Annotated in this window: 23 protein-coding genes, 1 tRNA gene and 1 riboswitch; of the genes, 18 read left to right on the top strand and 6 right to left on the bottom strand. The window is 71.8% G+C overall.

Annotated elements, in window-relative coordinates:
* Nucleotides 1-5: 5 nt before the first annotated feature.
* From ACF07N_RS25955 to ACF07N_RS25890, 14 genes are all read left to right on the top strand, one after another.
* Nucleotides 6-782, top strand: coding sequence for an HNH endonuclease family protein (locus ACF07N_RS25955; RefSeq protein WP_392117214.1), 777 nt, complete (start codon nt 6-8; stop codon nt 780-782).
* 641 nt (nt 783-1,423) lie between these two features.
* On the top strand, nt 1,424-2,071 hold the full coding sequence (locus ACF07N_RS25950; protein ID WP_392117211.1) for a hypothetical protein: 648 nt from the start codon (nt 1,424-1,426) through the stop codon (nt 2,069-2,071).
* A gap of 38 nt (nt 2,072-2,109) precedes the next feature.
* Nucleotides 2,110-3,609: a protein kinase gene (locus ACF07N_RS25945; protein WP_392118046.1), complete on the top strand. Its 1,500-nt coding sequence runs from the start codon at nt 2,110-2,112 to the stop codon at nt 3,607-3,609.
* 142 nt (nt 3,610-3,751) lie between these two features.
* On the top strand, nt 3,752-4,399 hold the full coding sequence (locus ACF07N_RS25940; protein WP_383330034.1) for a SurA N-terminal domain-containing protein: 648 nt from the start codon (nt 3,752-3,754) through the stop codon (nt 4,397-4,399).
* A 100-nt stretch (nt 4,400-4,499) separates the two neighbouring features.
* Nucleotides 4,500-5,504 (top strand): nucleoside triphosphate pyrophosphohydrolase, encoded by a 1,005-nt coding sequence (locus ACF07N_RS25935; protein WP_383330037.1) that lies wholly within the window; start codon nt 4,500-4,502, stop codon nt 5,502-5,504.
* Between the two features lie 46 nt (nt 5,505-5,550).
* Nucleotides 5,551-6,837, top strand: a complete 1,287-nt coding sequence (locus tag ACF07N_RS25930) for a cytochrome P450 (protein WP_392117206.1) — start codon at nt 5,551-5,553, stop codon at nt 6,835-6,837.
* Between the two features lie 140 nt (nt 6,838-6,977).
* Nucleotides 6,978-7,979 (top strand): transglycosylase family protein, encoded by a 1,002-nt coding sequence (locus tag ACF07N_RS25925; RefSeq protein WP_392117203.1) that lies wholly within the window; start codon nt 6,978-6,980, stop codon nt 7,977-7,979.
* A 228-nt stretch (nt 7,980-8,207) separates the two neighbouring features.
* Nucleotides 8,208-8,373: riboswitch (cyclic di-AMP (ydaO/yuaA leader) on the top strand.
* Between the two features lie 4 nt (nt 8,374-8,377).
* A complete protein-coding gene (locus ACF07N_RS25920; RefSeq protein ID WP_392117200.1) occupies nt 8,378-9,085 on the top strand; it encodes a transglycosylase family protein in 708 nt (235 codons plus the stop codon).
* A gap of 284 nt (nt 9,086-9,369) precedes the next feature.
* Nucleotides 9,370-10,650, top strand: a complete 1,281-nt coding sequence (eno, locus tag ACF07N_RS25915) for a phosphopyruvate hydratase (RefSeq protein WP_094053598.1) — start codon at nt 9,370-9,372, stop codon at nt 10,648-10,650.
* Between the two features lie 114 nt (nt 10,651-10,764).
* Nucleotides 10,765-11,241 carry a septum formation initiator family protein gene (locus ACF07N_RS25910; RefSeq protein ID WP_094053532.1) on the top strand — a complete coding sequence of 159 codons (477 nt, stop codon included), beginning with the start codon at nt 10,765-10,767 and terminating at the stop codon, nt 11,239-11,241.
* A gap of 53 nt (nt 11,242-11,294) precedes the next feature.
* Complete coding sequence (locus ACF07N_RS25905) at nt 11,295-11,825, top strand: DUF501 domain-containing protein (RefSeq protein ID WP_306966285.1); 531 nt, start codon at nt 11,295-11,297, stop codon at nt 11,823-11,825.
* A complete protein-coding gene (locus ACF07N_RS25900; protein WP_392117196.1) occupies nt 11,822-12,763 on the top strand; it encodes an exopolyphosphatase in 942 nt (313 codons plus the stop codon). The genes ACF07N_RS25905 and ACF07N_RS25900 overlap by 4 nt, the downstream gene beginning before the upstream one ends.
* Nucleotides 12,764-13,184: 421 nt before the next feature.
* Nucleotides 13,185-14,573: an NAD(P)/FAD-dependent oxidoreductase gene (locus ACF07N_RS25895; RefSeq protein WP_383330054.1), complete on the top strand. Its 1,389-nt coding sequence runs from the start codon at nt 13,185-13,187 to the stop codon at nt 14,571-14,573.
* A 254-nt stretch (nt 14,574-14,827) separates the two neighbouring features.
* Nucleotides 14,828-16,135 (top strand): class I SAM-dependent methyltransferase, encoded by a 1,308-nt coding sequence (locus ACF07N_RS25890; protein ID WP_392117193.1) that lies wholly within the window; start codon nt 14,828-14,830, stop codon nt 16,133-16,135.
* A 77-nt stretch (nt 16,136-16,212) separates the two neighbouring features.
* Here the strand turns inward: ACF07N_RS25890 and ACF07N_RS25885 are convergent, their stop codons facing one another.
* Nucleotides 16,213-18,747 (bottom strand): ABC transporter permease, encoded by a 2,535-nt coding sequence (locus ACF07N_RS25885; protein ID WP_392117191.1) that lies wholly within the window; start codon nt 18,745-18,747, stop codon nt 16,213-16,215.
* Nucleotides 18,748-18,784: 37 nt separating this feature from the next.
* Nucleotides 18,785-19,555, bottom strand: a complete 771-nt coding sequence (locus ACF07N_RS25880) for an ABC transporter ATP-binding protein (RefSeq protein WP_344539293.1) — start codon at nt 19,553-19,555, stop codon at nt 18,785-18,787.
* Nucleotides 19,556-19,971: 416 nt separating this feature from the next.
* Between ACF07N_RS25880 and ACF07N_RS25875 the strand changes: the two genes are divergently transcribed.
* From ACF07N_RS25875 to ACF07N_RS25865, 3 genes are all read left to right on the top strand, one after another.
* Nucleotides 19,972-20,055, top strand: a tRNA-Leu gene (locus ACF07N_RS25875).
* 153 nt (nt 20,056-20,208) lie between these two features.
* Entirely contained in the window at nt 20,209-21,384 is a 1,176-nt protein-coding gene (locus ACF07N_RS25870; RefSeq protein ID WP_392117188.1) for a 4-hydroxybenzoate 3-monooxygenase, read from the top strand.
* A 156-nt stretch (nt 21,385-21,540) separates the two neighbouring features.
* Nucleotides 21,541-22,452: a Bax inhibitor-1/YccA family protein gene (locus tag ACF07N_RS25865; protein ID WP_383582466.1), complete on the top strand. Its 912-nt coding sequence runs from the start codon at nt 21,541-21,543 to the stop codon at nt 22,450-22,452.
* Nucleotides 22,453-22,543: 91 nt separating this feature from the next.
* Here ACF07N_RS25865 and ACF07N_RS25860 read toward each other — a convergent pair whose 3' ends face one another.
* The gene (locus ACF07N_RS25860; protein ID WP_059424410.1) at nt 22,544-22,774 is read right to left on the bottom strand and encodes a DUF4287 domain-containing protein; all 231 of its coding nucleotides are present in this window, start codon (nt 22,772-22,774) and stop codon (nt 22,544-22,546) included.
* 101 nt (nt 22,775-22,875) lie between these two features.
* On the opposite strand from ACF07N_RS25860, the gene ACF07N_RS25855 reads away from it, so the two are divergent.
* A complete protein-coding gene (locus tag ACF07N_RS25855) occupies nt 22,876-23,181 on the top strand; it encodes a hypothetical protein (protein WP_383330072.1) in 306 nt (101 codons plus the stop codon).
* Nucleotides 23,182-23,205: 24 nt separating this feature from the next.
* On the opposite strand, the gene ACF07N_RS25850 is transcribed toward ACF07N_RS25855, so the two are convergent.
* The 3 genes from ACF07N_RS25850 to ACF07N_RS25840 form a co-directional block, all read right to left on the bottom strand.
* On the bottom strand, nt 23,206-24,006 hold the full coding sequence (locus tag ACF07N_RS25850; RefSeq protein WP_392117183.1) for a hypothetical protein: 801 nt from the start codon (nt 24,004-24,006) through the stop codon (nt 23,206-23,208).
* A gap of 273 nt (nt 24,007-24,279) precedes the next feature.
* Nucleotides 24,280-25,497 (bottom strand): acetyl-CoA C-acetyltransferase, encoded by a 1,218-nt coding sequence (locus ACF07N_RS25845; protein ID WP_383330078.1) that lies wholly within the window; start codon nt 25,495-25,497, stop codon nt 24,280-24,282.
* Between the two features lie 142 nt (nt 25,498-25,639).
* The gene (locus tag ACF07N_RS25840) at nt 25,640-26,668 is read right to left on the bottom strand and encodes an SGNH/GDSL hydrolase family protein (RefSeq protein WP_383330081.1); all 1,029 of its coding nucleotides are present in this window, start codon (nt 26,666-26,668) and stop codon (nt 25,640-25,642) included.
* Nucleotides 26,669-26,738 lie beyond the last annotated feature (70 nt).

Raw genomic sequence — 26,738 nt, 5'->3', positions numbered from 1 at the left:
CGCAGGTGACGCGTCTGAGGGGCGGGGCGGCGTTGGCCGTCGCCATGGTGGTCGCCGGTGCGGCGCTGAGCGGCTGCGAGGGACTGGAACCTCCGGCGGACGGCGGCGGAGCCTCCGGATCCGGCGCCCCGGCCGCCGGCGACGGCCGTGCCGTGAGCCCGCTGGACAACCCCGACGGCACCAAGCCGGGGCTGGCGGCGATCACGTCGACCGAGGACAGGGCGAGGGCACGCGCCCTCATCGAGAAGGTGGCCACGAAGGGCCGCGGCCCCAGGACGGGGTACGACAGGGACGAGTTCGGCTACGCCTGGATGGACTCGGCCCCGCGCGAGGTCCCCTGGTCCCACAACGGCTGCGACTCGCGCAACGACCTCCTCAAGCGCGACGGCCGGGACCTGCGCTTCCGGAGGGGATCCGACTGCGTCGTCACGTCCATGACGCTGCACGACCCGTACACCGGCAAGGTCATCGAGTGGACCAAGTCGCAGGCCATCAAGGTCCAGATAGACCACGTCATGCCGCTGTCCTACGACTGGCAGATGGGCGCCTCGCGCTGGACGAAGGACAAGCGGGAGTCCATCGCCAACGATCCGCTCAACCTCGTCCCGGTGGACGGACCGACCAACAGCGCGAAGGGTGACTCCGGTCCGGCGTCCTGGCTGCCTCCCGACAAGCGGATCCGCTGCGCCTACTCGGTGCGCTTCGCCCAGGTGTCGCTCAAGTACGACCTGCCCGTGACGTCAGCGGACAAGGAGACGATGCTGCGGCAGTGCGGCGGCTGAGACCCCGTCCCGCGCCGGTGCGCGCGACAACGCCCGGGCGCCGGAGGCTCTCCGCGAGGTGCGTCGCCCTGGTACGCCCCAACGGCCGCGGCGCGCCCCGTGGCTGCGCGTGCGCGCCCGGGCCGGCCCGGCCACGGACCTGATCGGCTGTCGTCCCGCTCGGTCGTCGCCCTGCTCGGCCATCGCCCTGCTCGGCCGTCGTTCCGCTCGGCTGTCGTCCCGCTCGGCCATCGCCCCGCTCGGCCAACGCCCTCATCTCCCCGGCGTCCATAACGGTGGCCGCCCCGCTGCCCCGCCGGCGCCGCTGGACCGGCCCGCCCTTCGGCGCCCAGGGCGACGTCGAGGTGCCCGGCGGCCTGAGGCCGGTGCCCTGTTTCACCTGAGCGCCGGTCAGTTCGCGCCTCTGCTTGGGGGGGTGCGCCGGAGCGCGACCCCGCGGCGCACGCGGAGCCCGACGTCCGGCTGCGGCACGCCCTCTGCGGGGCTGTGCACGCCCTGCGGCGGAGCCCTGGTGATCTGCACGACAACGGTTCGGTACAACCCGTGACCGGTTCTCCGTGTCGGGCTATACGCTCGGACTCCCAACGGGCTCTGTCACTCGCACATCCGTCCCCATCGGCTACACCGGTCCAGGAGCAGTCATGTACGGCCACGGCGCGGCGCCGCCTCCCCGCAGCGCGGCAACGGTCATCTCCCTGCGCGTGCTGTTCGCCGCAGCCGGTCTCCTCACGTGCGGGGTGCTGGCCTGCGCCCCGCTGTTCCGGGTGGCCGTCCTGCGCGGCCGCGCCCTGGACTGGGTGCTGGCCTGGGTCACGCTGCCGCTGTCCATCACCTGTTTCGTCGTGGTCGGCACCCTGCCGGAGGACGACGTGCGCAGCGATGTCGCCCTGGGGCTGATCCTGCTGCTCGGCGCGGCCGCCTCCATCTACTTCCTGATCGTGGACATCGGCCACCAGGGCGAGCGGCGGCAGTTCACCGGCTACCCGGCCTCGCCCCACGCGCCGACCGTCCACGCGCCGACCGTCCACACGCCGTACGGCTATCCGCACCCCGGTTCGTCGTACCCCCCGGCGTCCACGCCCGTCCCGCAGCCTCCCGCGCAGCACACCCCCGTGCCCCGCGACGCCACGCCCGTGGGCCCGGCCCCGCTCCAGCCGCCCCCGGCCCCGCAGCACCCGGCCCCCGCCCGCATCGACCAGGTCCGCGCCGAACTCGACGAACTCAGCGACTACCTGCGCCGCCAGGAAGGCGACGGCCCGCGGGGCGGCGATCGCGAGGGCGGCAGGTGACCGGCGCGGCGGGACGCGTCGTCGCCGGCCGCTACGAACTGTCCACGATCCTCGGACAGGGCGGCATGGGGCAGGTCTGGACGGCGTACGACCAGCGCCTCGACCGGCGCGTGGCGGTGAAGCTGCTGCGCCCCGACAAGGTGGCCGGCCAGGACGCGGAGGAACTGCGCCGCCGGTTCGTGCGCGAGTGCCGGGTGACCGCACAGGTCGACCACCCCGGCCTGGTCACGGTGCACGACGCGGGCAGTGAGGGCGAGGAACTGTTCCTCGTCATGCAGTACATCGACGGCGCCGACCTCGCCGGGCACCTCGCCGAGCGGAACCCGTACCCCTGGCCGTGGGCGGTCGCGGTCGCGGCGCAGCTGTGCGCCGTGCTCAGCGCCGTGCACGCCGTGCCGATCGTCCACCGCGACCTCAAGCCGCGGAACGTGATGGTGAAGCAGGACGGCGCGGTCACCGTGCTGGACCTGGGCGTCGCCTCCGTCATGGAGTCCGACACCACCCGCCTCACGCACACCGGCACCCCCATCGGCTCGCCCGCCTACATGGCCCCGGAACAGGCGATGGGCGGCGCGGTCGGCCCGTACACGGACCTGTACGCCCTCGGCGTCGTCCTGCACGAACTGCTCAGCGGGGACGTGCCCTTCTCCGGCTCCACGGCGCTCGGCGTCCTGCACCGGCACCTGTACGAGCCGCCACTGCCGGTGCGCCGCCTGCGTCCCGAGGTCCCCGAAGCCCTGGAGACCCTCGTCCTGCGCCTGCTCGCCAAGGACCCGCAGCACCGGCCCGCCTCCGCACAGGAGGTCTACGAGCACTTGGAACCGCTGCTGCCCGCGCGCGGCACACCCACCGGAGCGCCCCTCGATCCCACCCGCCCCTTCCTGCGCCCGCACGCCCCCTGGCCGGACCGGGCCCGCACCCCGGCGCCCCAGCCGGCGCCGCCCGCCGCGCCCGTCGCCGAGGCCGCGGGGAAGACGGACATCGCCCGCGCCGTCGACGAGGTCAAACGCCTCCTCGGGGAGGGCCGCATCACCCAGGCCGTCGACATCCTCGGCGCGATCCTGCCCGCCGCGGCGGAGCAGCACGGCGAGCACTCCCCGGTGGTGCGCACCCTGCGCAAGCAGTACGCGGCCACGCTCCTGGACGACGGACAGTTCCGCCGCGCCCTGCCCGAGCTGCGCCGCCTCGCCGGGGAACGCGCCGCCGAGGCCGGCCAGGCCGACCCGCAGGCCCTGCGCTTCCGGTACGAGGCCGCCCAGTGCCTCGAACAGCTCGGCGAACCGGCGGCGGCGCTCGCCGAGTACCGGGCGGTGCTGCCGTACTACGAGAACCAGTACGTCGCCGCGGGCGGCCCCGAGCTCGCGCACGACGTCCGCCGCCGTATCGGGCACCTCCTGCTCGCCCTCGGCGACCGCGGTGCCGCGCACGACACGCTGGCCCGCCTGCTGCACGACGTGGAGCGCACCCACGGCCCCGGCCACCCGCTCGGCGCCGAGATCCGCAGGACGCTGCAGTGGCTGGGGCAGGTCCGCGGCTGAGCGGGGACGCGAAGCGGGCGCGGCGGTGCCGGAAGTCCCGGTGAATCGTTGGTCGAATGGGTTGGCCAGAGCCTGGCCACTGCCTACCATCGATCACCGCAAGACTTTGTGCACCGTCGCACAATCTCCTCGGGAGGTCTCCTTGCACCGCCGCCGTCGCACCGCGCTCCTGCTCACCGCCGCGATCGCCGCGGTGCCGCTGCTCACCGCCTGCGGGAACGACGCGCATCCCGGCGCGGCGGCCGTGGTCGGCGGGCAGCGGATCACCGTCTCCCAGCTGGAGGAGCGGGTCGGAGAGGTCCGCGCGGCCCAGCGGGCCGCCGTGCGTGACGACGCCCAGTACCAGCAGGCCGTCGCCAGGACCGGCACGCTCACCCGCGACACCCTGCAGACCATGGTCCTCGACCGGGTGCTGCATCGCGCCGCCGCGGACGCCGGTGTGACCGTCAGCCGCAAGGAGATCCAGAAGATGCGGTCCGGCCTGGAGCAGCAGGCCGGCGGCCCCGAGGCGCTGGAGACGACCTGGCTGCAGCAGTACGGCATCCCGCCGCAGCGCCTGGAGGAGAACCTCCGCCTCCAGCTGGAGGCGCAGAAGCTCGCCGAGAAGCTGGGCACCGACACCACCCGTCCCGAGTTCTGGACGGCCCTGTCCGAGGCCTCCGAGAAACTGGACGTCGACCTCAACCCCCGGTACGGCACCTGGGACGCCAAGAAGAGCAGCCTCGCCGACGCCCGGACGCCGTGGGTGCGGGACGTGACGGCGGCGCAGAACCGGCCGCAGAGCATGTAGGGCCCGGCCGGCCCCTCCCGCGGACGTGACGTCCACAGGCCCCGCGCGAGGCCTGTGGACAACCCCGGGCCCCGTCGGCGGCGTGGGATAGCTTCGAACCGTGAACGCCAACAGTCCCGAAGCCACCCCGGGCCCCCGGCCGGCCGCCCCCGACGCGGCCGCGGCGGGCCGCATCGTCCTGCTCACCACCAGCCACCGCGTCGCCCCCGGCCTGCTGTCCTGGCCCGCCTGGCAGGCCCTGCACGCGGCCGACCGGGTGCTGTGCGCGGACGGCGCCCATCCGCAGCTGCCCTATCTGCGCGAGGCGGGGATCGCGGTCGAGGAGTCGTCCCCGACCGCGCAGGAGCTCGTCGACGCCTGCGCCGGCGGCCGCACGGTGGTCGTCGTGGCGACGGGCGAGGGCGAGCCGGCCCTCACCGACGGCCTGGCGCGCCTGGCCGGCGGCGGCCGCCTCACGATGCCCGAGCTGGAGCTGCTGCCCGCCTCCTACGACCTGCCGGGCGCCCGCCTGCTCGACCTCGTCCAGGTCATGGACCGCATCCGCACCGAATGCCCCTGGTCCTCCCAGCAGACCCACAAGGGACTGGCCAAGTACGGCATCGAGGAGGCGTACGAACTCGTCGAGGCGATCGAGGAGGGCGACCGCGACGAACTGCGCGAGGAGCTCGGTGACGTCCTGCTCCAGGTGGTCTTCCATGCCCGCATCGCGGAGGAGGACCCCGACGAGCCGTTCTCCGTCGACGACGTGGCCGGCGGCATCGTCGCCAAGCTGATCCACCGCCACCCGCACGTCTTCGGCGACGCGACGGCCACGACCCCCGAGGAGGTCAAGGAGCACTGGCTGCGCACCAAGGCCGTCGAGAAGCGGCGCACGTCCGTCACCGAGGGCGTCCCGCTGGGCCAGCCCGGCCTGGCCCTCGCGGCCAAGCTGGCCTCCCGGGCCCGCACAGCCGGTCTGGACATACCGCTGCCGCCCGTCGAGGGCATCGGCTACGAGCTGCTGGCCCTGGCCGTCCGCGCTGAGGCGGAGGGCGTGGACCCCGAGGCGGCCCTGAGAGCGGCGGCGCGCGCCTACCGGGACGCGATCCGGCAGGCGGAGGGCTGAGCGGACCCGGACAGGACGGGGCCGGCGGGCCGGATACGGTCGGAGCGTGACCGACCAGCCCCAGCCCAGCCCGCCCGCCCCGGCCCCCGCCCCCGACCTGTTCACCTGGGAGTTCGCGAGCGACCCCTACCCCGCCTACGCCTGGCTGCGCGAGCACAGCCCCGTGCACCGGACCCGGCTCCCGAGCGGCGTCGAGGCCTGGCTGGTCACGCGCTACGCCGACGCCAAGCAGACCCTCGCCGACCCCCGGCTCTCCAAGAACCCGGCGCACCACGACGAACCCGCGCACGCCAAGGGCAAGACGGGGATCCCCGGGGAGCGCAAGGCCGAGCTGATGACGCACCTGCTCAACATCGACCCGCCGGACCACACCCGGCTGCGGCGGCTCGTGTCGAAGGCGTTCACGCCCCGCCGGGTCGCCGAGTTCGCGCCGCGGGTGCAGGAGCTCACCGACCGGCTCATCGACGGGTTCGCCGGGAAGGGCGGCGCCGACCTCATCCACGAGTTCGCCTTCCCGCTGCCCATCTACGCCATCTGCGACCTGCTCGGCGTCCCCCGCGAGGACCAGGACGACTTCCGCGACTGGGCGGGCATGATGATCCGTCACCAGGGCGGCCCGCGCGGCGGGGTGGCCCGGTCGGTGAAGAAGATGCGCGGCTACCTCGCCGACCTCATCCACCGCAAGCGGGAGGCGCTCCCCGCCGAACCCGGCCCGGGCGAGGACCTCATCTCCGGCCTGATCCGCGCCTCCGACCACGGCGAGCACCTCACCGAGAACGAGGCCGCGGCCATGGCCTTCATCCTGCTCTTCGCCGGCTTCGAGACGACCGTGAACCTGATCGGCAACGGTACCTACGCCCTGCTCACCCACCCCGGGCAGCGCGCCCGCCTGCAGGCCTCCCTCGCCGCGGGGGAGAGTGGCCTGCTGGAGACCGGCGTCGAGGAACTCCTGCGTTACGACGGCCCCGTCGAGCTCGCCACCTGGCGGTTCGCCACGCAGCCGCTCACCCTCGGCGGGCAGCGGATCGACGCGGGCGACCCGGTCCTGGTCGTCCTGGCCGCCGCCGACCGGGACCCGGAGCGGTTCGCCGATCCGGACGTGCTCGACCTGTCCCGGCGCGACAACCAGCACCTCGGCTACGGCCACGGCATCCACTACTGCCTGGGCGCCCCGCTCGCCCGTCTGGAGGGCCAGACGGCGCTCGCCACCCTCCTCACGCGCCTGCCGGACCTCCGTCTCGCGGCGGACCCGGAGGAGCTGAGGTGGCGCGGCGGGCTCATCATGCGCGGCCTGCGGACCCTGCCGGTGGAGTTCACGCCCGTGTCCAGGTGACACACCCTCAGGAATGTGATCTTCACGTGATCTGCGCGGCATGAACTTGTGACAAGTGATCGTCTGCCGATACGTTCACCCATCAACGCGGCCGGGACGCCCGGCCAGCGGGTCACTGCTGTCTCGCGAAAGGTCTCCGTATGCTCTCCGGGAACGGTCGGCACCGTCGCCCCCGCCAGGCTCCGGCACTCCTCGTCGCGGCCGGAGTGACCGGCTCCGCCATCGCGATCCCGCTCCTCGGGGCCTCCGGTGCCAGTGCGGCGGACGGCTCGACCTGGGACCGGGTCGCGGACTGCGAGACGGGCGGCGCGTGGAGCCAGAACAGCGGCAACGGCTACTACGGCGGCCTCGCGCTGTCCCAGGAGGACTGGGAGAACCACGGCGGCCTCGAATACGCCGCGAGCGCCGACCTGGCCAGCCGCTCCCAGCAGATAGCCGTGGCGGAGAGAATCCTCGCCGACCAGGGGGTCGGCGCGTGGCGCACCTGCGGACTGCTCTCCGGTCTCGAGCAGGGCGCGCCGGACCGGGCCGGCGAGTCCGGTTCGTCCGGTGACTCCGCTTCATCCGGCTCGTCCGGCTCGTCCGGGCTGCTCGACTCGCTGGATCCGTCCGGGTCCTCCTCGCCCTCTCCGTCCACCGCGTCCCCGTCGGCTTCCCCGTCCGGCGCGCCGTCTGACGGTCCGTCGGCAGCTCCGGACGAATCCGCCAAGTCCGACAAGTCGCCCGAGGCCTCCTCCTCGCCCTCGGCGCGGGAGGGGTCCGGCGGCTCGCCGTCGGCGTCCCCTGAGGCCGAGGCGTCCGGCAACTCCCGCCCGGACGGCGGCTCTTCCGGCCTCGCGGACACCGGCTCCGGCCGGCATCGCGGCCCCAGCGCCGACGAGGGCACCGGATCCGCGGACGGGTCCGCGGCCGGCTCCACGGGCCGGCATGCGGCGCGCGACGACGCGGCGGCCGGCGAGGCGTCCGAAGGTGCCTACATCGTGGGTGTCGGCGACGACGCCTGGTCCATCGCCGACTCCCTCCGGATCAGCGGCGCATGGCAGGAACAGGCCGCCGGGGACGAGCAGGCCGCCGAGGGCGGCGAGGCCGCCGTCGTCGCCGGTCAGACGCCTGGTCAAGCGGACGAAGCGGGCGAGAGGTAGTCGTTCGGGCAGTGCGGAAACGGCGGTGGAAGTCGCCCCGAAACCACGCGAGTTCACGCCGTGTTTCGCACTGAATGTCCCATATAAGAGCGGTGAGAGATAGATCTCAGAAGCCCTGATCGTCTTTGAAATTCGGCGGATCACCTGTCTACGGTCGTGATCGCTCGTCACCGCGAGCCCCGGCTGCCGCAACGCCGAATCCTGCCAGCGGCCGCCCGGGAACAGTCGTCGCGTCAAGCGCCGTAGGCAGGAGCGGGGGACCCAAGGTAGGTGCCCGACCGGCCGGTTGGCCGGAAGGGCTTGGGGTGAAGCCGTGTCCCGTGAGGGACGCGGCCGGGCAACTCAACCGGCCCGAACCCGACAGCTCACCTCGCAGGCGTCGGTGAGGGGATCTCTCCATGCTGTTTTCCGGCAAGGGCACGCACCGCCGTCCGTCCAAGGCCACTCGCGCCATCGCCATCGCCGGTGTCACCGGTGCCGCCGTCGCCGCCCCGCTGATGGCGGCCGGCAACGCCTCCGCCGCCACCGCGTCCGAGTGGGACGCCGTCGCCCAGTGCGAGTCCGGCGGCAACTGGTCCATCAACACCGGCAACGGCTACTACGGCGGTCTGCAGTTCTCCGCCTCCACCTGGGCCGGCTACGGCGGCACCAAGTACGCCTCCACCGCCGACCAGGCCACCAAGGCCCAGCAGATCGAGATCGCCGAGAAGGTCCTCGCGGGCCAGGGCAAGGGTGCCTGGCCGGTCTGCGGCAAGGGCCTGTCCAGCGCCGGCTACACCGGCGGCGGCTCCACCGACTCCGGCAGCTCCTCGCAGAGCCAGAGCCAGAGCCAGAGCCAGCAGAGCACCGAGACCCGCGAGACCCAGCAGCAGCCGGCCTCCCGCTCCGACGAGCGCCCGGCCGCCAAGAAGACCGTCACCACCCCGACCGGCAAGAAGGTCAAGAAGGGCGACGGCGAGTACAAGGTCGCCAAGGGCGACACCCTCAGCTCGATCGCGGCCGAGGAGAAGGTCAAGGGCGGCTGGGAGCGGCTCTTCCAGCTGAACAAGGACATCGTCGAGGACGCCAACCTCATCTACCCGGGCCAGCAGCTGCACCTGAAGTAAGCAGCGGCCCACCCCCGTCCCCACGGGCTCTCCGCCCCGGCGTGTTGCCGTACACGCCGGGGCGGGGTGTTTTCCGGCCGGGCCGTCGGCGGAGGTTTCGGCCGGATGTGGCGAACCGGCTTTGTTCCGTTCGGAAACAATTTACTCTCGGTTCTGTCCATGGGGTGGGCGACCCGGTGGCCGATCGCCCGGAGCCGGTTAGGCTCATGTCGCGAGCCACCGGCCCGCACCCCGCCGGGTCCACGCGACCCGCGTACCCGCGTCACATGAAGAAGGAGATGCTCGTGCCGTCCATCGACGTCGTCGTAGCCCGGGAAATCCTGGACTCCCGAGGCAACCCCACGGTCGAGGTCGAGGTCGGCCTCGACGACGGCAGCACCGGTCGTGCCGCCGTCCCGTCCGGCGCCTCCACGGGCGCCTTCGAGGCCATCGAGCTCCGCGACGGCGACTCGAACCGCTACCTCGGCAAGGGTGTGGAGAAGGCCGTCCTCGCGGTCATCGAGCAGATCGGCCCGGAGCTCGTCGGCTACGACGCCACCGAGCAGCGTCTGATCGACCAGGCGATGTTCGACCTGGACGCCACCGACAACAAGGGCTCCCTCGGCGCCAACGCCATCCTCGGCGTCTCGCTGGCCGTCGCCCACGCCGCCTCCGAGGCGTCCGACCTGCCGCTGTTCCGCTACCTGGGCGGCCCGAACGCGCACCTGCTGCCGGTGCCGATGATGAACATCCTGAACGGCGGCTCGCACGCCGACTCCAACGTGGACATCCAGGAGTTCATGATCGCCCCGATCGGCGCGGAGTCCTTCTCCGAGGCCCTGCGCTGGGGCGCCGAGGTCTACCACACGCTGAAGAAGGTCCTGAAGAGCAAGGGCCTGGCCACCGGCCTCGGCGACGAGGGCGGCTTCGCCCCGAACCTCGGCTCCAACCGCGAGGCCCTCGACCTCATCCTCGAGGCCATCAAGGAAGCCGGCTACACCCCGGGCGAGCAGATCGCCCTGGCGCTCGACGTCGCCGCCTCCGAGTTCTACAAGGACGGCGTCTACACCTTCGAGGGCAAGGAGCGCTCGGCGGCCGAGATGACCGAGTACTACGCGGAGCTCGTCGACGCGTACCCGCTCGTGTCCATCGAGGACCCGCTGTTCGAGGACGACTGGGAGGGCTGGAAGACCATCACCGACAAGCTCGGCGACAAGGTCCAGCTCGTCGGCGACGACCTGTTCGTCACCAACCCCGAGCGCCTGGCCCGCGGCATCGAGGAGGGCGCGGCCAACGCCCTGCTGGTCAAGGTCAACCAGATCGGCTCGCTCACCGAGACCCTGGACGCCGTGGAGCTGGCCCAGCGCAACGGCTTCAAGTGCATGATGTCCCACCGCTCCGGCGAGACCGAGGACGTCACCATCGCCGACCTGGCCGTCGCCACCAACTGCGGCCAGATCAAGACCGGCGCCCCGGCCCGCTCCGAGCGCGTCGCCAAGTACAACCAGCTGCTGCGCATCGAGGAGATCCTCGACGACGCCGCGGTCTACGCCGGCCGCAGCGCGTTCCCGCGCTTCAAGGGCTGACCGCGAAAGGCCCGACCCGTTCGAGGCAGCGTCGTACGTACGTCCCCGTACTCGGTCCCGTACCGTGTCCGGGGACGTACGCGCGTATGACGGTGCAGCGGGAGGCGGACAGACATGGCCGTGAAGGACCGGGACCGGTTCTCCACCGCGACCAGGATCCGGCTGCTCGGTGAGCAGACCGCGGCCCGGGTCTACCGTTCGCAGACCAAGCGGCAGGCCCGCCGCTCCCGGCTGACCGGCCGGGCCGCGCTGCTCGCCCTGGTGATGTGCTCGCTCATCGTGGCCCTGGCCTATCCGATGCGGCAGTACGTCTCCCAGCGCGCCGAGATCGAGGACCTGCGGCGCGAGCAGCAGCAGGCCCGCGAGCGGGTCGAGCACCTGCGCGACCTCAAGGCGCGCTGGCAGGACGACGCGTACGCCGAGCAGCAGATCCGCCGGCGGCTGCACTACGTCATGCCGGGGGAGACGGGCTTCATCGTGATCGACCCGCACGCGGCGAAGCAGTCGCGCACCGACCTCGGGGCGGCCGACCGCCCCTGGTACGCCAATGTCTGGGACGGGGTCGACAAGGCCGACGCCTCCGACCAGTGACGCGCCCCAGTGACCCAGCGGAACACCCAGAGAAAGACAGCCTGAAGACAGTCATGGAAACGCCCCCGCCGACCACCCCGCGCACCGAGCCCACCGACGCGGACGTCGAGGCCTTCAAGCAGCAGCTCGGTCGGCCCCCGCGCGGCCTGCGGGCCATCGCGCACCGCTGCCCCTGCGGACAGCCCGACGTCGTCGAGACGGCCCCGCGGCTGCCGGACGGCACGCCGTTCCCCACGCTGTACTACCTGACGTGCCCGAAGGCGAACTCCGCGATCGGCACGCTGGAGGCGAACGGCGTGATGAAGGAGATGACCGAGCGGCTGGCCTCGGACCCGGAGCTGGCGGCGGCCTACCGGGCGGCGCACGAGGACTACGTCCGGCGCCGTGACGAGATCGAGGAGCTGAAGAACTTCCCGAGCGCCGGCGGCATGCCGGACCGGGTGAAGTGCCTGCACGTCCTGGTGGCCCACTCGCTGGCCGCGGGCCCGGGCGTGAACCCGCTGGGCGACGAGGCGCTGGCCATGCTGCCGGAGTGGTGGCGCAAGGGCGCGTGCGTGACGACGGCCGAGGAGGACGCCCAGTGACCCGTGTCGCCGCCGTGGACTGCGGTACGAACTCCATCCGGCTGCTGGTCGCCGACGCCGACCCGGCCACCGGCGAGCTGACCGACCTGGACCGCCGGATGACGATCGTCCGGCTCGGGCAGGGCGTCGACCGCACCGGCCGGCTCGCCCCCGAGGCGCTCCAGCGGACCTTCGCGGCCTGCCGCGAGTACGCCGGGATCATCAAGGAGCACGGGGCGGAGCGGCTGCGCTTCGTCGCCACCTCCGCCTCCCGTGACGCCGGGAACCGGGACGAGTTCGTGCGTGGGGTGCTGGACATCCTGGGCGTCGAGCCCGAGGTGATCTCCGGGGACCAGGAGGCCGAGTTCTCCTTCACCGGCGCCACCAGGGAGCTGGCCGGGCGGGACCACCTGCCCACGCCCTACCTGGTGGTGGACATCGGCGGCGGCTCGACCGAGTTCGTCGTCGGTGACGACCGGGTCCGCGCGGCGCGCTCGGTGGACATCGGCTGCGTGCGCATGACCGAGCGGCACCTGGTCCGGGACGGCGTGGTGAGCGACCCGCCGTCCGGGGAGCAGATCGCCGCGATGCGGGCCGACATCGAGGCCGCTCTGGACCTGGCCGGGGAGACGGTCCCGCTGGGCGAGGCGCGCACCCTGGTCGGCCTGGCCGGCTCGGTGACGACCGTGTCGGCGATCGCCCAGGAGCTGCCCGCGTACGACTCCGAGGCCATCCACCACTCCCGGGTCTCCCGTGCGAAGGTCCGGGAGATCACCGAGTGGCTGCTGCGCTCCACCCACGCCGAGCGCGCGGCCGTGCCCTCCCTGCACCCGGGCCGGGTCGACGTCATCGGGGCGGGGGCCCTGGTCCTCCTGTCGATCATGGAGCGGACCGGTGCGGAGGAGGTCGTCGTCAGCGAGCACGACATCCTCGACGGCATCGCGTGGTCGGTGGCGTAGCCCGCTTCTGAGCAGGCATGGATCACGAATGAGCGGGTCCGGGGGGCCCGTGGGGACCCCCCGGAGACAGCCCGCCGAGAAAGTTCGTGAAGTTCTTCACAAGGAATTCGGCCCCTGCGGGCGATCGGAAGGGCCCGGTTGACCCGTCCGGGGACCGAACAGCCCCTTGAACATGTTCAGAAGCATGGTATGGAGGGTGCCGGGAAGGCCCCCGGAGCGACCCTCCGAGGGGGCCTCACAGACCCTCCTGTGACTCAGAGAGGCAGCTCACGCGGCATTGACAACGGTCGGCCGTGCACAAACGCTCCCACTTGTCACCATGACGTGGATCACGCGGGCGGCGGAGGATAGCACATCCCCTCCACAAGCTTGTGAAGGGGCGCACGAGGTACCCCCCTCAGGCGGGTGGATACTCGATGGCATGAGCACCACGGAGCGTCCCAGGATCCTCGTAGTAGGCGGTGGGTACGTAGGCCTGTACGCAGCTCGGCGCATCCTCAAGAAGATGCGTTACGGCGAGGCGACCGTCACGGTCGTCGACCCCCGGTCGTACATGACCTACCAGCCCTTCCTCCCCGAAGCCGCCGCCGGCAACATCTCCCCTCGCCACGTCGTCGTCCCGCTGCGACGCGTGCTGCCCAAGGCGGAGGTCCTCACCGGCCGGGTCACCACCATCGACCAGGACCGCAAGGTCGCCACGGTCTCCCCGCTGGTCGGCGAGGCCTACGAGCTGCCCTTCGACTACCTGGTGGTCGCGCTCGGCGCGGTCTCCCGCACCTTCCCGATCCCCGGCCTCGCCGAGCAGGGCATCGGCATGAAGGGCATCGAGGAGGCCATCGGCCTGCGCAACCACGTCCTGGAGCAGCTGGACAAGGCCGACTCCACCACCGACGAGGAGATCCGCCGCAAGGCCCTCACCTTCGTCTTCGTGGGCGGCGGGTTCGCCGGTGCCGAGACCATCGGCGAAGTCGAGGACATGGCCCGCGACGCGGCCAAGTACTACAAGAACGTGTCCCGCGAGGACATGCGCTTCATCCTCGTCGACGCCGCCGACAAGATCCTCCCCGAGGTGGGTCCCAAGCTCGGCAAGTACGGCAAGGAGCACCTGGAGGGCCGCGGGGTCGAGGTCTACCTGTCGACCTCCATGGACTCCTGCGTCGACGGCCACGTGGTCCTGAAGAACGGCCTCGAGGTCGACTCCAACACCATCGTCTGGACCGCCGGCGTCAAGCCCAACCCGGTCCTGTCCCGCTACGGCCTGCCCCTCGGCCCGCGCGGCCACGTCGACTGCACCCCGACCCTCCAGGTCCAGGGCACCGACTACATCTGGGCCGCCGGCGACAACGCCCAGGTCCCGGACCTCGCGGCCCGCAAGGCCGGCAACGAGAACGCCTGGTGCCCGCCGAACGCCCAGCACGCCCTGCGCCAGGCCAAGGTGCTCGGTGACAACGTGCTCTCCGGCATGCGGGGCTTCCCGCAGAAGGAGTACGCGCACGCCAACAAGGGCGCGGTGGCCGGTCTCGGCCTCCACAAGGGCGTCGCGATGATCGTCATGGGCAAGATGAAGATCAAGCTCAAGGGCCGTCTCGCCTGGTACATGCACCGCGGCTACCACGGCCTGGCGATGCCGACGTGGAACCGCAAGATCCGCGTCTTCGCCGACTGGACCCTGGGCATGTTCCTCAAGCGCGAGGTCGTCTCGCTCGGCGCCATCGAGACGCCGCGCGAGGAGTTCTACGAGGCCGCCAAGCCGGCCCCGGTCGCCGCCGCGCCGAAGGAGAAGACCGAGGAGAAGGCCAAGGCCTCCTGACCTCCGGTCCGTTACCGTCCGGCCGAAGGGCCTCCCACCGTCCGTGGTGCGGGAGGCCCTTCGTCGTGCGCCGCCGGACGTACAAGGCCCCGACGGACGCCCCCCGGGGGCCGGGGGCTGAGCCGATCGATCGCGGTGGCGTACGCCCTCCCAGGGTTTGCCCAGTCGTGACGCGCGTGGGGGACTGCGCCGGGGCCGCACAGGTGTTTACGTGGTGTCGACATTCCGGGATCTCCGTCACGGAGGTGTACACCATGGCAGACGCCGCGCAGCGGCTGCAGGGTCTCTTCGCACAGGTGCTGGACGTACCGCTTCCCGTGCGCATCCGCGCCTGGGACGGTTCGCAGGCGGGCCCGCCGGGCGCGCCGATCCTGGTCGTGCGCAACCGCCGCGCCCTGCGCCGCCTGCTGTGGAAGCCCGGCGAACTGGGCCTGGCCCGCGCCTGGGTGGCGGGCGACCTGGACATCGAGGGCGACCTCTACACCACCCTCGACCTGCTGTCCGGACTGATCTGGGAGCGCGGCGAGGACGCCCGCACCCTCGCCCAGGCCCTGCGCGACCCCGAGGTCCGCGCCGCCGTCCGCGGACTCGTCAGGCTGGCCGGATCCCCGCTGCCCCCCGCCCCGCCGCGCGAGGAGACCCGCAGCCCCCGCCGCCACGTGCACACCAAGCGCACCGACAGACGCGCCATCAGCCACCACTACGACGTCGGCAACGACTTCTACGAGATCGTCCTGGGCCCGTCCATGGTGTACTCCTGCGCCTACTGGCCCGCCCCGGACGCCACCCTCGAACAGGCCCAGCACGACAAGCTCGAACTGGTCTGCCGCAAGCTGGACCTGAAGCCGGGTCAGCGGCTGCTCGACGTGGGCTGCGGCTGGGGCTCGATGGCCGTCCACGCCGCCCGCGAGCACGGCGTGCACGTCGTCGGCGTCACCCTCTCCCAGGAACAGGCCGCGTACGCCCGCAAGCGCGTCGCCGACGAGGGCCTCACCGACAAGGTCGAGATCCGCGTCCAGGACTACCGCGACGTCCGCGACGGGCCGTACGACGCGATCTCCTCCATCGGCATGGCCGAACACGTCGGCGCCGACCGCTACCTGGAGTACGCCGCCGACCTGTACGACCTGCTCAAGCCCGGCGGACGGCTGCTGAACCACCAGATCGCCCGCCGCCCGCAACGCGACGAGACGGCCTACCGCGTCGACGCGTTCATCGACTCCTACGTCTTCCCCGACGGTGAGCTCCAGCCGCTCGGCAGTACCGTCACGCAGCTGGAGCGCGCCGGGTTCGAGGTGCGCGACGTGGAGTCGATCCGCGAGCACTACGCGCTCACCCTGCGCCGGTGGGTGTCCCGCCTGGAGGCCGACTGGGCGCGGGCCGTCGAGCTGACCAGCCCCGGCCGCGCCCGCGTCTGGCGCCTCTACATGGCCGCCTCGGCCGTGGCCTTCGAGCGCAACCGCATCGGCGTCAACCAGGTCCTGGCCGTGCGGACGCCGGAATCGGGCGCCTCCGGGATGCCGTTGAGGGCCCGCACCTGGGGTGCGCCCGGTCGCGGTTGACCCGTCCGCGGCGGCAGAAGGGCCGGGATCCCCGTCGCGGGGATCCCGGCCCTTCGGTGTGCCGCTGCGCGGCGAGGTCACTCGGCCTTGATCGCGTTCAGCATGTTCAGCCGGGCGGCGTTGCGAGCCGGCCACATCGCGGCCAGGACGCCCACCAGACCGGCCAGCACCAGGAAGATCCCGATCCGGTCCCAGGGCAGGACCAGCGCGTAGCCCGGGATCTGGTCGGCGAAGGTCTCGCCGATGGCCCAGCCGAGGAACGCCCCGAGACCGATGCCGACCACCGCGCCGAACACCGAGATGACCACGGCCTCCAGCCGGACCATCCGCTTCACCCGGCGCCGGTCCAGACCGATGGCGCGCAGCATGCCGATCTCCTGCTGCCGTTCGAAGACCGACATGGCCAGGGTGTTGACGACGCCCAGCACCGCGATGATCAGGGCCATCGCCAGCAGGCCGTACATCACGTTCAGCAGGGTGTTGATGGCGCCGCCGAACTCGTTGCGGATGTCCTGCTTGTCCATCACGGTGATCGCCGGGTTGTCGCCCAGCGCGTCGACGAGGACCTGCTCGTTCGCCGCGGTCTGGCCGCCGTCGATCTTCACGAAGATCTGCACGATGGACGGCGTCGTCTCGTGCCGGTCCACGATCTTCCGGTCGATGAGGACGGGGGAGAGGAACTCGCTGTCCTTGTAGACGGCGCCGACCGTCAAAGTGGCCTTCTTGTCGTCGCCGAAGGTGACGGGGACGGTGTCGCCGGTCTTCCAGCCGCGGCTCTTCGCGGTCTTCTCGGCGACCGCGATCCGGCCCTGGGCGAGCGAGTCCGCGCTGCCGCTGACGACGTCGACGGTCAGGACCTTCTCGATGTCGCCCGGGGTGACGGCCGAGGCGGACACGAAGTCGTCGCCGCCGACCTTGAAGTAGGCGTCCTGCTGCGGCGAGAGGGCCAAGACGCCCTCGGCCTTCGCCAGCGCCGTCAGCGCGGACCGGTCGAGGTGACCGCCGTTGGCCATCGAGACCATGTAGTCGGCCTTGATGTTATCGGTGGTCATCTTGTCGATGGCCGTGCCGACCGTGACGCCGAGCACCGACAGGCCGGTCACCAGCGTCAGCCCGATCGCCAGCGCCGAGGCGGTGGCTCCGGTGCGGCGCGGGTTGCGGACCGCGTTCTGGCCGGCGAGCTTGCCCGCCACTCCGAACGGGCCGACGAGCAGCGGACGGACGAGCGCGATCACGGGCCGGGACAGCAGCGGGATCAGGATGATCACGCCGACCAGCGCGAGGAACGCGCCCGCCCCGATGTACACGCGGCCTTCGTCACCGCCGGTCGAGGCACCCGCCACGATCCCCGCCGCGCCCAGGGCGGTGACCAACGCGCCGATGGAGTTGCGCAGCACCAGCGACTTGGTGGTGGCGACCGCGTGGACGCTGTTCATGGCCGCCACCGGCGGGATCTTCGCGGCCCGGCGGCCGGGCAGCCAGGCGGCGAACACCGTGATCAGCACACCCACCGCGAACGCCGCGAGGACCGGCGTGGCGGACAGGACCAGTGGACCGTCCGGCATCTTCATGTCGAACGCGGCCATGCCGGAGCGCAGTCCGACCGCCAGACCGATGCCGAGGACGAATCCGACGGCCGAGGCGACCAGGCCCACCAGCGCGGCCTCGGCGAGCACCGAGCGGGTGATCTGCCGGCGGGACGCGCCGACGGCGCGCATCAGAGCGATCTCCTTGGTGCGCTGGGCGACCAGCATCGTGAAGGTGTTGGAGATCAGGAAGATCCCGACGAAGAGCGCGATGCCCGCGAAGCCGAGCAGGACCTGCTTGAGGTTGCCCATGCCCTGTTCGATCTGCTCGGCCTGTTCGTCGGCGAGCGCCTGACCGGTCTGCGCCTCGGCGGTGTCCGGCAGCAGCGGCTTCACCGCGTCCAGGATCCTCTTGTCGTGCGCGCCGGGGGCGGCGGTGACGGTGGCGCTCTCGAAGTAGCCGGGCGAGAGGTACTGCTTCTGGGCGACGGCGGTGTCGAAGAGGACGAGGCTGCCGCCGGCGTTGACGGCGCCGTCCTCGGTGGTGAACACCCCGCTGAGGGTGTACTCCTTCACCGGGCCGTTGGTCGCGACGCGCACCCGGTCGCCGACCCGGTACTCGCCCTTGGCGGCGGTTTCCTCGTCCAGGGCGACCTGGTCGTCCTTCACCGGGCCGGAGCCGTCGGTGAAGGTGTAGGCGGGGTCCTTGCCGTCCTTGCCGGGGGCGAAGTTGGAGCCCTTGTTGGACCAGCCGACGCCGATGAGCTTGCCGTCGGGGTCGGCGACCCCGGCGAAGCCCTCGACGCGGCCGTACACCCCGGCTACGCCGTTCACGGCGGCGATCTCGTCGAGGACCTTGCCGGTCAGGCCCGGCTCCTCCTTCGGGTTGTCCGGGTCGGCGTACGAGCTGACGGAGACGGCGACGTCGTCGTAGCTCTTCGCCGACTGGTTGCGGAAGGCGTTGGAGAGGGTGTCGGCGAAGACCAGGGTGCCGGAGACGAACGCGACGCCGAGCATCACGGCGAGCACGGTCATCAGCAGCCGGGCCTTGTGCGCGAGGACGTTGCGCAAGGCGGTACGGAACATGGTGGCGGTTCTCAGTCCTGTCGGTCCTGACGGGGGATCAGCTGGTGCGGCCCTTGGCGTCGAACTCCTTCATGCGGTCCAGGACCGAGTCGGCCGTCGGCCGGTGCATCTCGTCGACGATCCGGCCGTCCGCCAGGAAGACCACCCGGTCCGCGTAGGCCGCGGCCACGGGGTCGTGGGTCACCATCACCACCGTCTGGCCCATCTCCCGCACGGAGTTGCGCAGGAAGCCCAGCACCTCGGCGCCGGAGCGGGAGTCGAGGTTGCCGGTGGGCTCGTCCCCGAAGATGATCTCGGGCCGGGAGGCGAGCGCCCGTGCCACGGCGACGCGCTGCTGCTGCCCGCCGGAGAGCTGGGCGGGGCGGTGGCTCAGCCGGTCGGCGAGACCGACCATGCGGATCACCGAGTCGACCCACTGCTTGTCCGGCTTGCGGCCCGCGATGTCCATCGGAAGGGTGATGTTCTCCAGGGCCGTCAGGGTCGGCAGCAGGTTGAAGGCCTGGAAGATGAAGCCGATCTTGTCGCGGCGCAGCTTGGTGAGCTGCTTGTCCTTCAGGGAGCCCAGCTCGGTGTCCCCGATGCGCACCGACCCGGAGGAGAAGGTGTCGAGACCGGCCACGCAGTGCATCAGGGTCGACTTGCCGGAGCCGGAGGGGCCCATGATCGCGGTGAACTCGGCCTGCCGGAAGTCGACGGAGACGCGGTCCAGGGCGACCACCTGGGTCTCACCCTGTCCGTAGATCTTCGACAGATCCGTGGCGCGCGCGGCCACGGTGGTGGCCCGGTCGGCGAGGGATGCGGTGGTCACGGGATGGGACTCCTGTCGGACGGCGGTGTGCTGGAAGGACGTCTTCCATCGTCCGGGTCCGATGCCGCCGTGTAGTCACCCGTAGTTCTGGTTCTGGGGGGCGACTCGGGTCTGACGGAGCGGTGCGGTGTCATACCTGGGAATGACGAACGCCCCCGACGGAGGTCCCGTGTCGGGAACCGGTGCTTCCGGCTGTCGAGAACAGGTGGTGTGCCCTCGTTCGGGCGGTGAAATTCCGTCATTCCGCATACGCCGCCGACCAGCACACGTAAGGCTGGTGGCAAGTGCGGATGGCGCGTTCCGTGTGCTGATGCACCCTCAGACGTCAATAAAATAAGACAACATCGGTCCGCCCTTCCGCTGTTCGGGGGATCCGTCCCGATAGTCTCGGAACCTCGTTGCGGAGCCCATGGCCTGCCCGGATGGTGGAATGCAGACACGGCGAGCTTAAACCTCGCTGCCCCTTCGCGGGCGTGCCGGTTCGAGTCCGGCTCCGGGCACCTTCCGACCCCTGCACCGTTCCTTTGACTGTTCACCGCATGCCCGTTGACAGCGGCCGCATGCCGTCGGAAACTCACACCGGAATGCAGTGAACTATTTTTCACCAGGCGAACAAAGGACGGGCCCCGGGGACCCGAGAGAGTAGGCGCCCGATGCGCACCACCGTCGGCATCATCGGAGCGGGACCCGCCGGCCTCCTCCTCGCCCGGCTCCTCCGCAACGCCGGAATCGACGCGGTCGTCCTGGAGACCCACGACCGCGCCTACGTCGAGCGGCGGCAGCGCGCCGGGATCCTGGAGCAGGGCACGGTGGACGTGCTGCGCGCGGCCGGCGCCGGTGCGCGCATGGACCGCGAGGGCCTGCGCCACGACGGCATCGAACTCCGCTTCGACCGCAGGCGCCACCGCGTCGACTTCCCCGGCCTCACCGGCGGCCGGTCCGTGACGGTCTACGCCCAGACCGAGGTCTGCAAGGACCTCATCGCCCTCCAGCTGGAGGAGGGCGGCCCGCTGCTGTTCGAGGCGGAGGCACTGGCCGTCGAGGGCGTGGACACGGACGCCCCGCGCGTTCGCTTCCGGCACCAGGGCCGCGAGGACGTCCTGGAGTGCTCCTACGTCGTCGGCTGCGACGGCTTCTGGGGTGTCTCCCGCCGGGCGATCCCCGCTGAGCTCACCCGAGTATTCGAACGGACGTACCCCTTCGGCTGGCTCGGCATCCTCGCCGACGTGCCGCCCTCCCACGACGAGCTGGTCTACGCCCGCCACGACCGCGGCTTCGCCCTGCTCTCCATGCGCTCGCCGTCCGTCTCCCGCCTCTACCTCCAGGTGCCCGACGGCACCGACGCGGGGGCCTGGGGCGACAAGGAGATCTGGGACGAGCTGGAGCGCCGCTTCGAGACCGCCGACGCCTGGCGCCTGGCGCGCGGCCCGATCACCCAGAAGTCGGTCACCCCCATGCGCTCCTTCGTCCACGAGCCCATGCGCCACGGCCGCCTCTTCCTGGCCGGCGACGCCGCACACATCGTCCCGCCGACCGGCGCGAAGGGGCTGAACCTCGCCGTCGGCGACGTCGTCACCTTCGCCCGGGCCCTCGTCCACCTGGAGCAGACCGGCTCACCCGAGCTGCTCGACTCCTACTCCGCCACCTGCCTGCGCCGGATCTGGCAGGCCGAGCGGTTCTCCTACGACATGACGACCCTGCTGCACCGCCTCCCCGGGGCCACGCCCTTCGAGGACCGGCTCCAGCTCGCCCGGCTGGAACGGATCGCCTCCTCCCGCGCCGCCGAAACGGACCTCGCGGAGGCGTACACGGGCTTCCCCCTGGCCTGAGGGTGAATGACCCCCTCCGGTGAGGGGAATCAGCAAGCGGCGTAGCGTGTTGCGCTGCACGACGAGGGAAAGATCCTCCCCAAGCAGTAGGGTCATTCCTTTGCCTACCTATTACTCTTGAGCCAAGGCCACGCAGTGTGGCCATGGAGGAGTGAAATGAGGAGCAGAAACCCGGTCTTCTCGCGACGGGGGTTCAGCCGCGACAACGGCTACGCGGGCTTCAACACCGCGCCGCAGGCCGGGGGTCCCGCTGTCGCCACCCAGGGCAACCCGTACGCGCAGCAGCCGACGGGCAACCCGTACGCGCAGAACCCTTACGCGCAGAACCCTTACGCCCAGCAGGACCAGCAGTTCGGCGCGCCGCCGCAGGCCCCGGCCACCACCGGCCGGATGACCATCGACGACGTCGTCCTGCGCACGGCGACCACGCTCGGCGTGCTCGTCCTCACCGCGGCGCTCTCCTGGGCCCTGCTGCCGGTCGACGACGCCAACATCAGCCGCAGCTACGGCATCGGCATCGGCGCCGCGCTGATCGGCATGGTCCTGGCGTTCGTCCAGTCCTTCAAGCGCAAGGCCTCGCCCGCGCTGATCCTGACGTACGCCGCGTTCGAGGGTGTCTTCCTCGGCGTGGTGTCCAACATCGTCGACAACCGCATCGCCGACGGTGCTGCCATGCAGGCCGTGATCGGCACCATGGCGGTCTTCGCCGGTGTGCTGATCGCCTACAAGGCCGGCTGGATCCGCGTCAACCGCCGCTTCTACGGCTTCGTGATGGCGGCCGCGCTCGGCTTCATCCTGCTGATGACCGTGAACCTGCTGTTCGCGGTGTTCGGCGGCGGTGACGGCCTCGGCTTCCGCAGCGGTGCCCTCGGTGTCGTCTTCGGCGTCATCGGCATCATCCTCGGTGCCTGCTTCCTCGCCCTGGACTTCAAGCAGGTCGAGGACGGCGTCGCCTACGGCGCCCCGCGCGAGGAGGCCTGGCTCGCCGCCTTCGGCCTGACGCTGACGCTGGTCTGGATCTACCTCGAGTTCCTGAGGCTCATCTCGATCCTCAACAGCAACGACTAGTCCTCCGACCCGTCGTGCGCGCAGGGCCCCGGCTCCGGCCGGGGCCCTTCGTCGTCGTCCGGGCGGGCGCGCGCCCGGAGCGGTTGCGCGCCTAGAGCAGTTTGCGCGCCGCCCTCCTCAGGTCGTACTCGTGAATGATCGCCTTGGCGTGGCCGTACGCCAGGTTGTGTTCGTGCCGGAGCCAGCTGACCTTTTCCTCGAAACGGAAGAGTGCCGGGCCTTCTTCGACGGTGCGCAACCAGTCGGAGATCTCACGACCGGTGCAGTGGGGGATGCGGGCGAGCATGTTGCGGTGGGTCTCTTCGGAGAAGACTTGGGACATCGGCGCCTCCGGACGCTGGGATGTAAGCCGGTCCTTCAGGTCACCGTGCCTGAGTGTTCGCCCGTTGGCAACAGTCCCGGTACGACGCGTACGCTCGCGGCGTGGTGGATACGAAGCCTCTGACCCGTGCGGTGGATCACTTCGCCGATCGTTTGAGGGCCGCGCCCCAGAGCCGGCTGCAGCGGGGCGCTGCGGCCGAGGCTCTCGGGCTGGCCCGGGAGCTGGCTCGCAGGGCGCAGGTCCTGGAGGGCATGGAGCCCCGGGAGATGCCGGACGCGGGGATGTTCGCGGCCGCAGATCAGATCATGGTCGCCGCGCACGATCTGGCCGTGGTGGTTCCCGGTGACGCCGAGGTCGACGAGGCGGTGCGGCTGGTCGAGGAGGCCCAGAAGCGGGCCGGGGTGTGACCGCGCCCCTGACGGGTCGGGTCCCTACAGCGACGCGATGACCCGGTCCGCCAAGATGTAGACGTTCTCCTCGCCGCACTCGAACGTCAGCGTGTACGCGCCGGAGATGCCCGAGCCGCCCAGCAGGGTCGGGGTCTCGCCCGCGCGCAGGGCCGCCGCCAGACGCTCCGCCGTCTCGCGGTGCCCCGGCGTCATGCACAGGGTCGTGCCGTCGGCGAAGACGTAGACGTCCAGGGTGCCCAGGGGGCCCGGGCGGACGTCGGTGAGCTGGACCCGGGAGGCGGCCAGCTCCTCCAGGGTGGCCACCGTGCGCTCGTGGTCGCCCGCGACCGGCGACGGGTTCGGCACGAAGTCCGGGTGGGAGGGGTGGCGGCGACGGGCCGCGGCCAGCTCGGCGGACTCGGAGGGCGTGTCCCGCACGCTCGGCTCGTCGGTGTCGGTGTCGGCGCCGGACTCGGCGACCGGTTCCAGGCCCGCGAAGTCGGCCTGCCGGGGCAGGAACAGATCGGTCTCGGCCAGGCCCAGCAGGGACGGCGCGTCCGAGGCGTCACGCGCCTCCTGGGCGGCCCAGAAGGCCCGCGCCTCGGCGAGCTCCCGCTCCCGCTCCTCGGCGAGCGCCGCGGCGACCGCGGCCCGTATCTCGTCGGTGTCGGCGTTACGGGCGGCGGGCAGCAGGGCGCGTGTGGTGGCGGCGCGGTTCTCGGCCAGCGCGGTGTGCAGGGCCGCGACCTGCCGGCGCAGCTGCAGAACGGTGCGCAGGACGGCGACGCCCACGGCGCCCGTGGCGGCCGTGGTGACCAGCAACGCGATCGGCATGGCGCTCACTGACGTACTCCCGGTTCAAAGTCGACCCCCGACTTCCTACATCAGCTTGAAGGGCGGACTAACCATCTGTCAGTGCGTAACGTCACGAAACGGACAGGGCTTCGGTCTCGGGGGAGGGGGTGGGGCTGCCGTGACCTGGGCTTCTGCCTGGGCAGAGGGAGATAGGTCACATCCTGGGGGAGATTGGATCACAAAACGGCCCAGAACCCAGGGGTTTCCCGGGTTCTGGGCCACGCCCTCACGGTGGGTGCCGAGGCGGCTACGGTGCGGCGCTCAGCTGAGGCGCTCGATGACCATGGCCATGCCCTGGCCGCCGCCGACGCACATGGTCTCCAGGCCGAACTGCTTGTCGTGGAACTGCAGCGAGTTGATGAGCGTGGTGGTGATGCGGGCGCCGGTCATGCCGAAGGGGTGGCCGACGGCGATGGCGCCGCCGTTGACGTTCAGCTTCTCCAGCGGGATGTCCAGGTCGCGGTAGGAGGGGATCACCTGGGCGGCGAACGCCTCGTTGATCTCCACGAGGTCGATGTCGCCGATGGTCAGCCCGGCCCGGCGCAGGGCCTGCTTGCTCGCCTCCACCGGGCCGAGGCCCATGATCTCGGGGGAGAGGCCGGAGACGCCGGTCGAGACGATCCGGGCGAGCGGGGTGAGGCCGAGCTCGCGGGCCTTGGTGTCCGACATGATCACGAGCGCGGCGGCGCCGTCGTTCAGCGGGCAGCAGTTGCCGGCGGTGACCATGCCGTCGGGGCGGAAGACCGGCTTCAGGCCCTGCACGCCCTCCAGGGTCACGCCCGCGCGGGGGCCGTCGTCCTTGGCGACGACCGTGCCGTCGGGCAGCGTCACCGGGGTGATCTCGCGCTCCCAGAAGCCGTTCTTGATGGCCTCCTCGGCGAGGTTCTGCGAGCGGACGCCGAACTCGTCCATGTCCTGGCGGGTGACGCCCTTGGCGCGGGCCAGGTTCTCTGCGGTCTGGCCCATCGCGATGTACGGGTCGGGCAGCAGGCCGTCCTCGCGCGGGTCGTGCCAGGTGGAGCCCTCCGACTGGGCGGTGGCGGCGGTGCGGGCCTCGGCCTCGGCGAAGAGCGGGTTGTGGGTGCCCGGCATGTCGGAGCTGCCGTGGGCGTAGCGGGAGACCATCTCGACGCCCGCGGAGATGAAGACGTCGCCCTCGCCCGCCTTGATGGCGTGCAGGGCCATGCGGGAGGTCTGCAGGGAGGACGAGCAGTACCGGGTGACGGTGCAGCCCGGCAGGTGGTCCATGCCCATCTGCACCGCGACGATGCGGCCGAGGTTGTGGCCCTGCTCGCCGCCGGGCAGGCCGCAGCCCAGCATCAGGTCGTCGATGTCCTTCGGGTCCAGCTCGGGGACCTTGGCGAGGGCGGCCTGGACGATCGTGGCGGCGAGGTCGTCCGGGCGGAGGTCCTTGAGGGAGCCCTTGACGGCGCGGCCGATGGGGGAGCGGGCGGCTGAGACGATCACGGCTTCGGGCATCACGGCTCCATTGACGTACCGGGTGGTCTGGCGGGGCTGACTGGGAAGTTACCCGTACGTATGGGCTGGGTCACGGGTGTCGCGGTGTGACCCTGGCCGCAGTTTTCTAAGCGCTTGCTTTGTCCCGGTGGCCGCCCGGACGTCAGACCGTGGGCGTGGCGGGCGCCGGTTCCTGCTCGGGCACCCGGCGGCGGCGCCGCCGCTTGAGCAGGGCCCACGGGCCCCGCGGGCCGGTGGGCATCGCCGCCGCGACCTCCGTGCCGGCCTCCGCGGCGGCCTCCGCGGCCGCCCGCGCCACCGGCAGGAAGCCCTCGCGGCGGGAGGCGTCCGGACGCTCCTCGTCGGCCGGCCACAGGCCGAGCGCGGCGCAGACCGTCGGCAGGACCGCCATCGCCGCCGTCGCATAGCCCTCGGCGGACGGGTGGTAGTAGTCCGGGCCGAACAGCTCCCGCGGGTTCTCGGCGAACTCCGGGCCCAGCAGGTCGCCCAGGGACACCGTGCGGCCGCCCTGCTCGATCACGCCGATCGTCTGGGCGGCCGCCAGCTGGCGGGAGGCCCGTCTGGCCAGCCAGCGCAGCGGCTGCCGGACCGGCTCGATGGTGCCCAGGTCGGGACAGGTGCCCACGACGACCTCCGCACCGGCCGTGCGCAGCCGCCGCACCGCCGACGCCAGACAGCGCACCGAGCGGGTCGGGGGCATGCGGTGGGTGACGTCGTTGGCGCCGATCATGATCACGCAGATGTCGGGCACCGGGCCGGGGCCGGCCAGCACCAGGGCCACCTGGCGGTCCAGGTCGTCCGACCGGGCCCCCGGCAGCGCGACCGTGCGCAGCTCCACCGGACGCTCCGCCAGTGCCGCGACACCCGCGGCGAGCAGCGCCCCCGGGGTCTGCCCGGCCCGGTGCACGCCCTGCCCGGCGGCCGTGGAGTCACCCAGCATGGTCAGCCGCAGCGGCGGCAGCTCGGAGGAGACGGCGTACGTGCGGCCGTACAGCCCGTCCGCGTTCGGCACGTGCCCCGACGTGCCGTTGCCCACCCGGCGCCGGGCCAGCTGGACCTCCGCCAGCACCAGCCCCACGGTGGCCGCCCCGGCCAGACCGATCCCGCCGCCGCCGTACGCGGCGCCGGCCGCGATCCGCCGGGCCACCCTCGCCCTCGACATGTTCGACATGCGTCGCCGCCACCTCCTCGAACCCGTACCCAGTGCTTGCCCCGTACAGGGGGTCGCCGAATCTCAACGG

Source organism: Streptomyces sp. NPDC015242 (genome assembly GCF_043079125.1).
Lineage (GTDB): Bacteria > Actinomycetota > Actinomycetes > Streptomycetales > Streptomycetaceae > Streptomyces.
The sequence above is the reverse complement of the archived record's forward strand: the minus strand, read 5'-3'. Positions and strand labels throughout refer to the sequence as shown.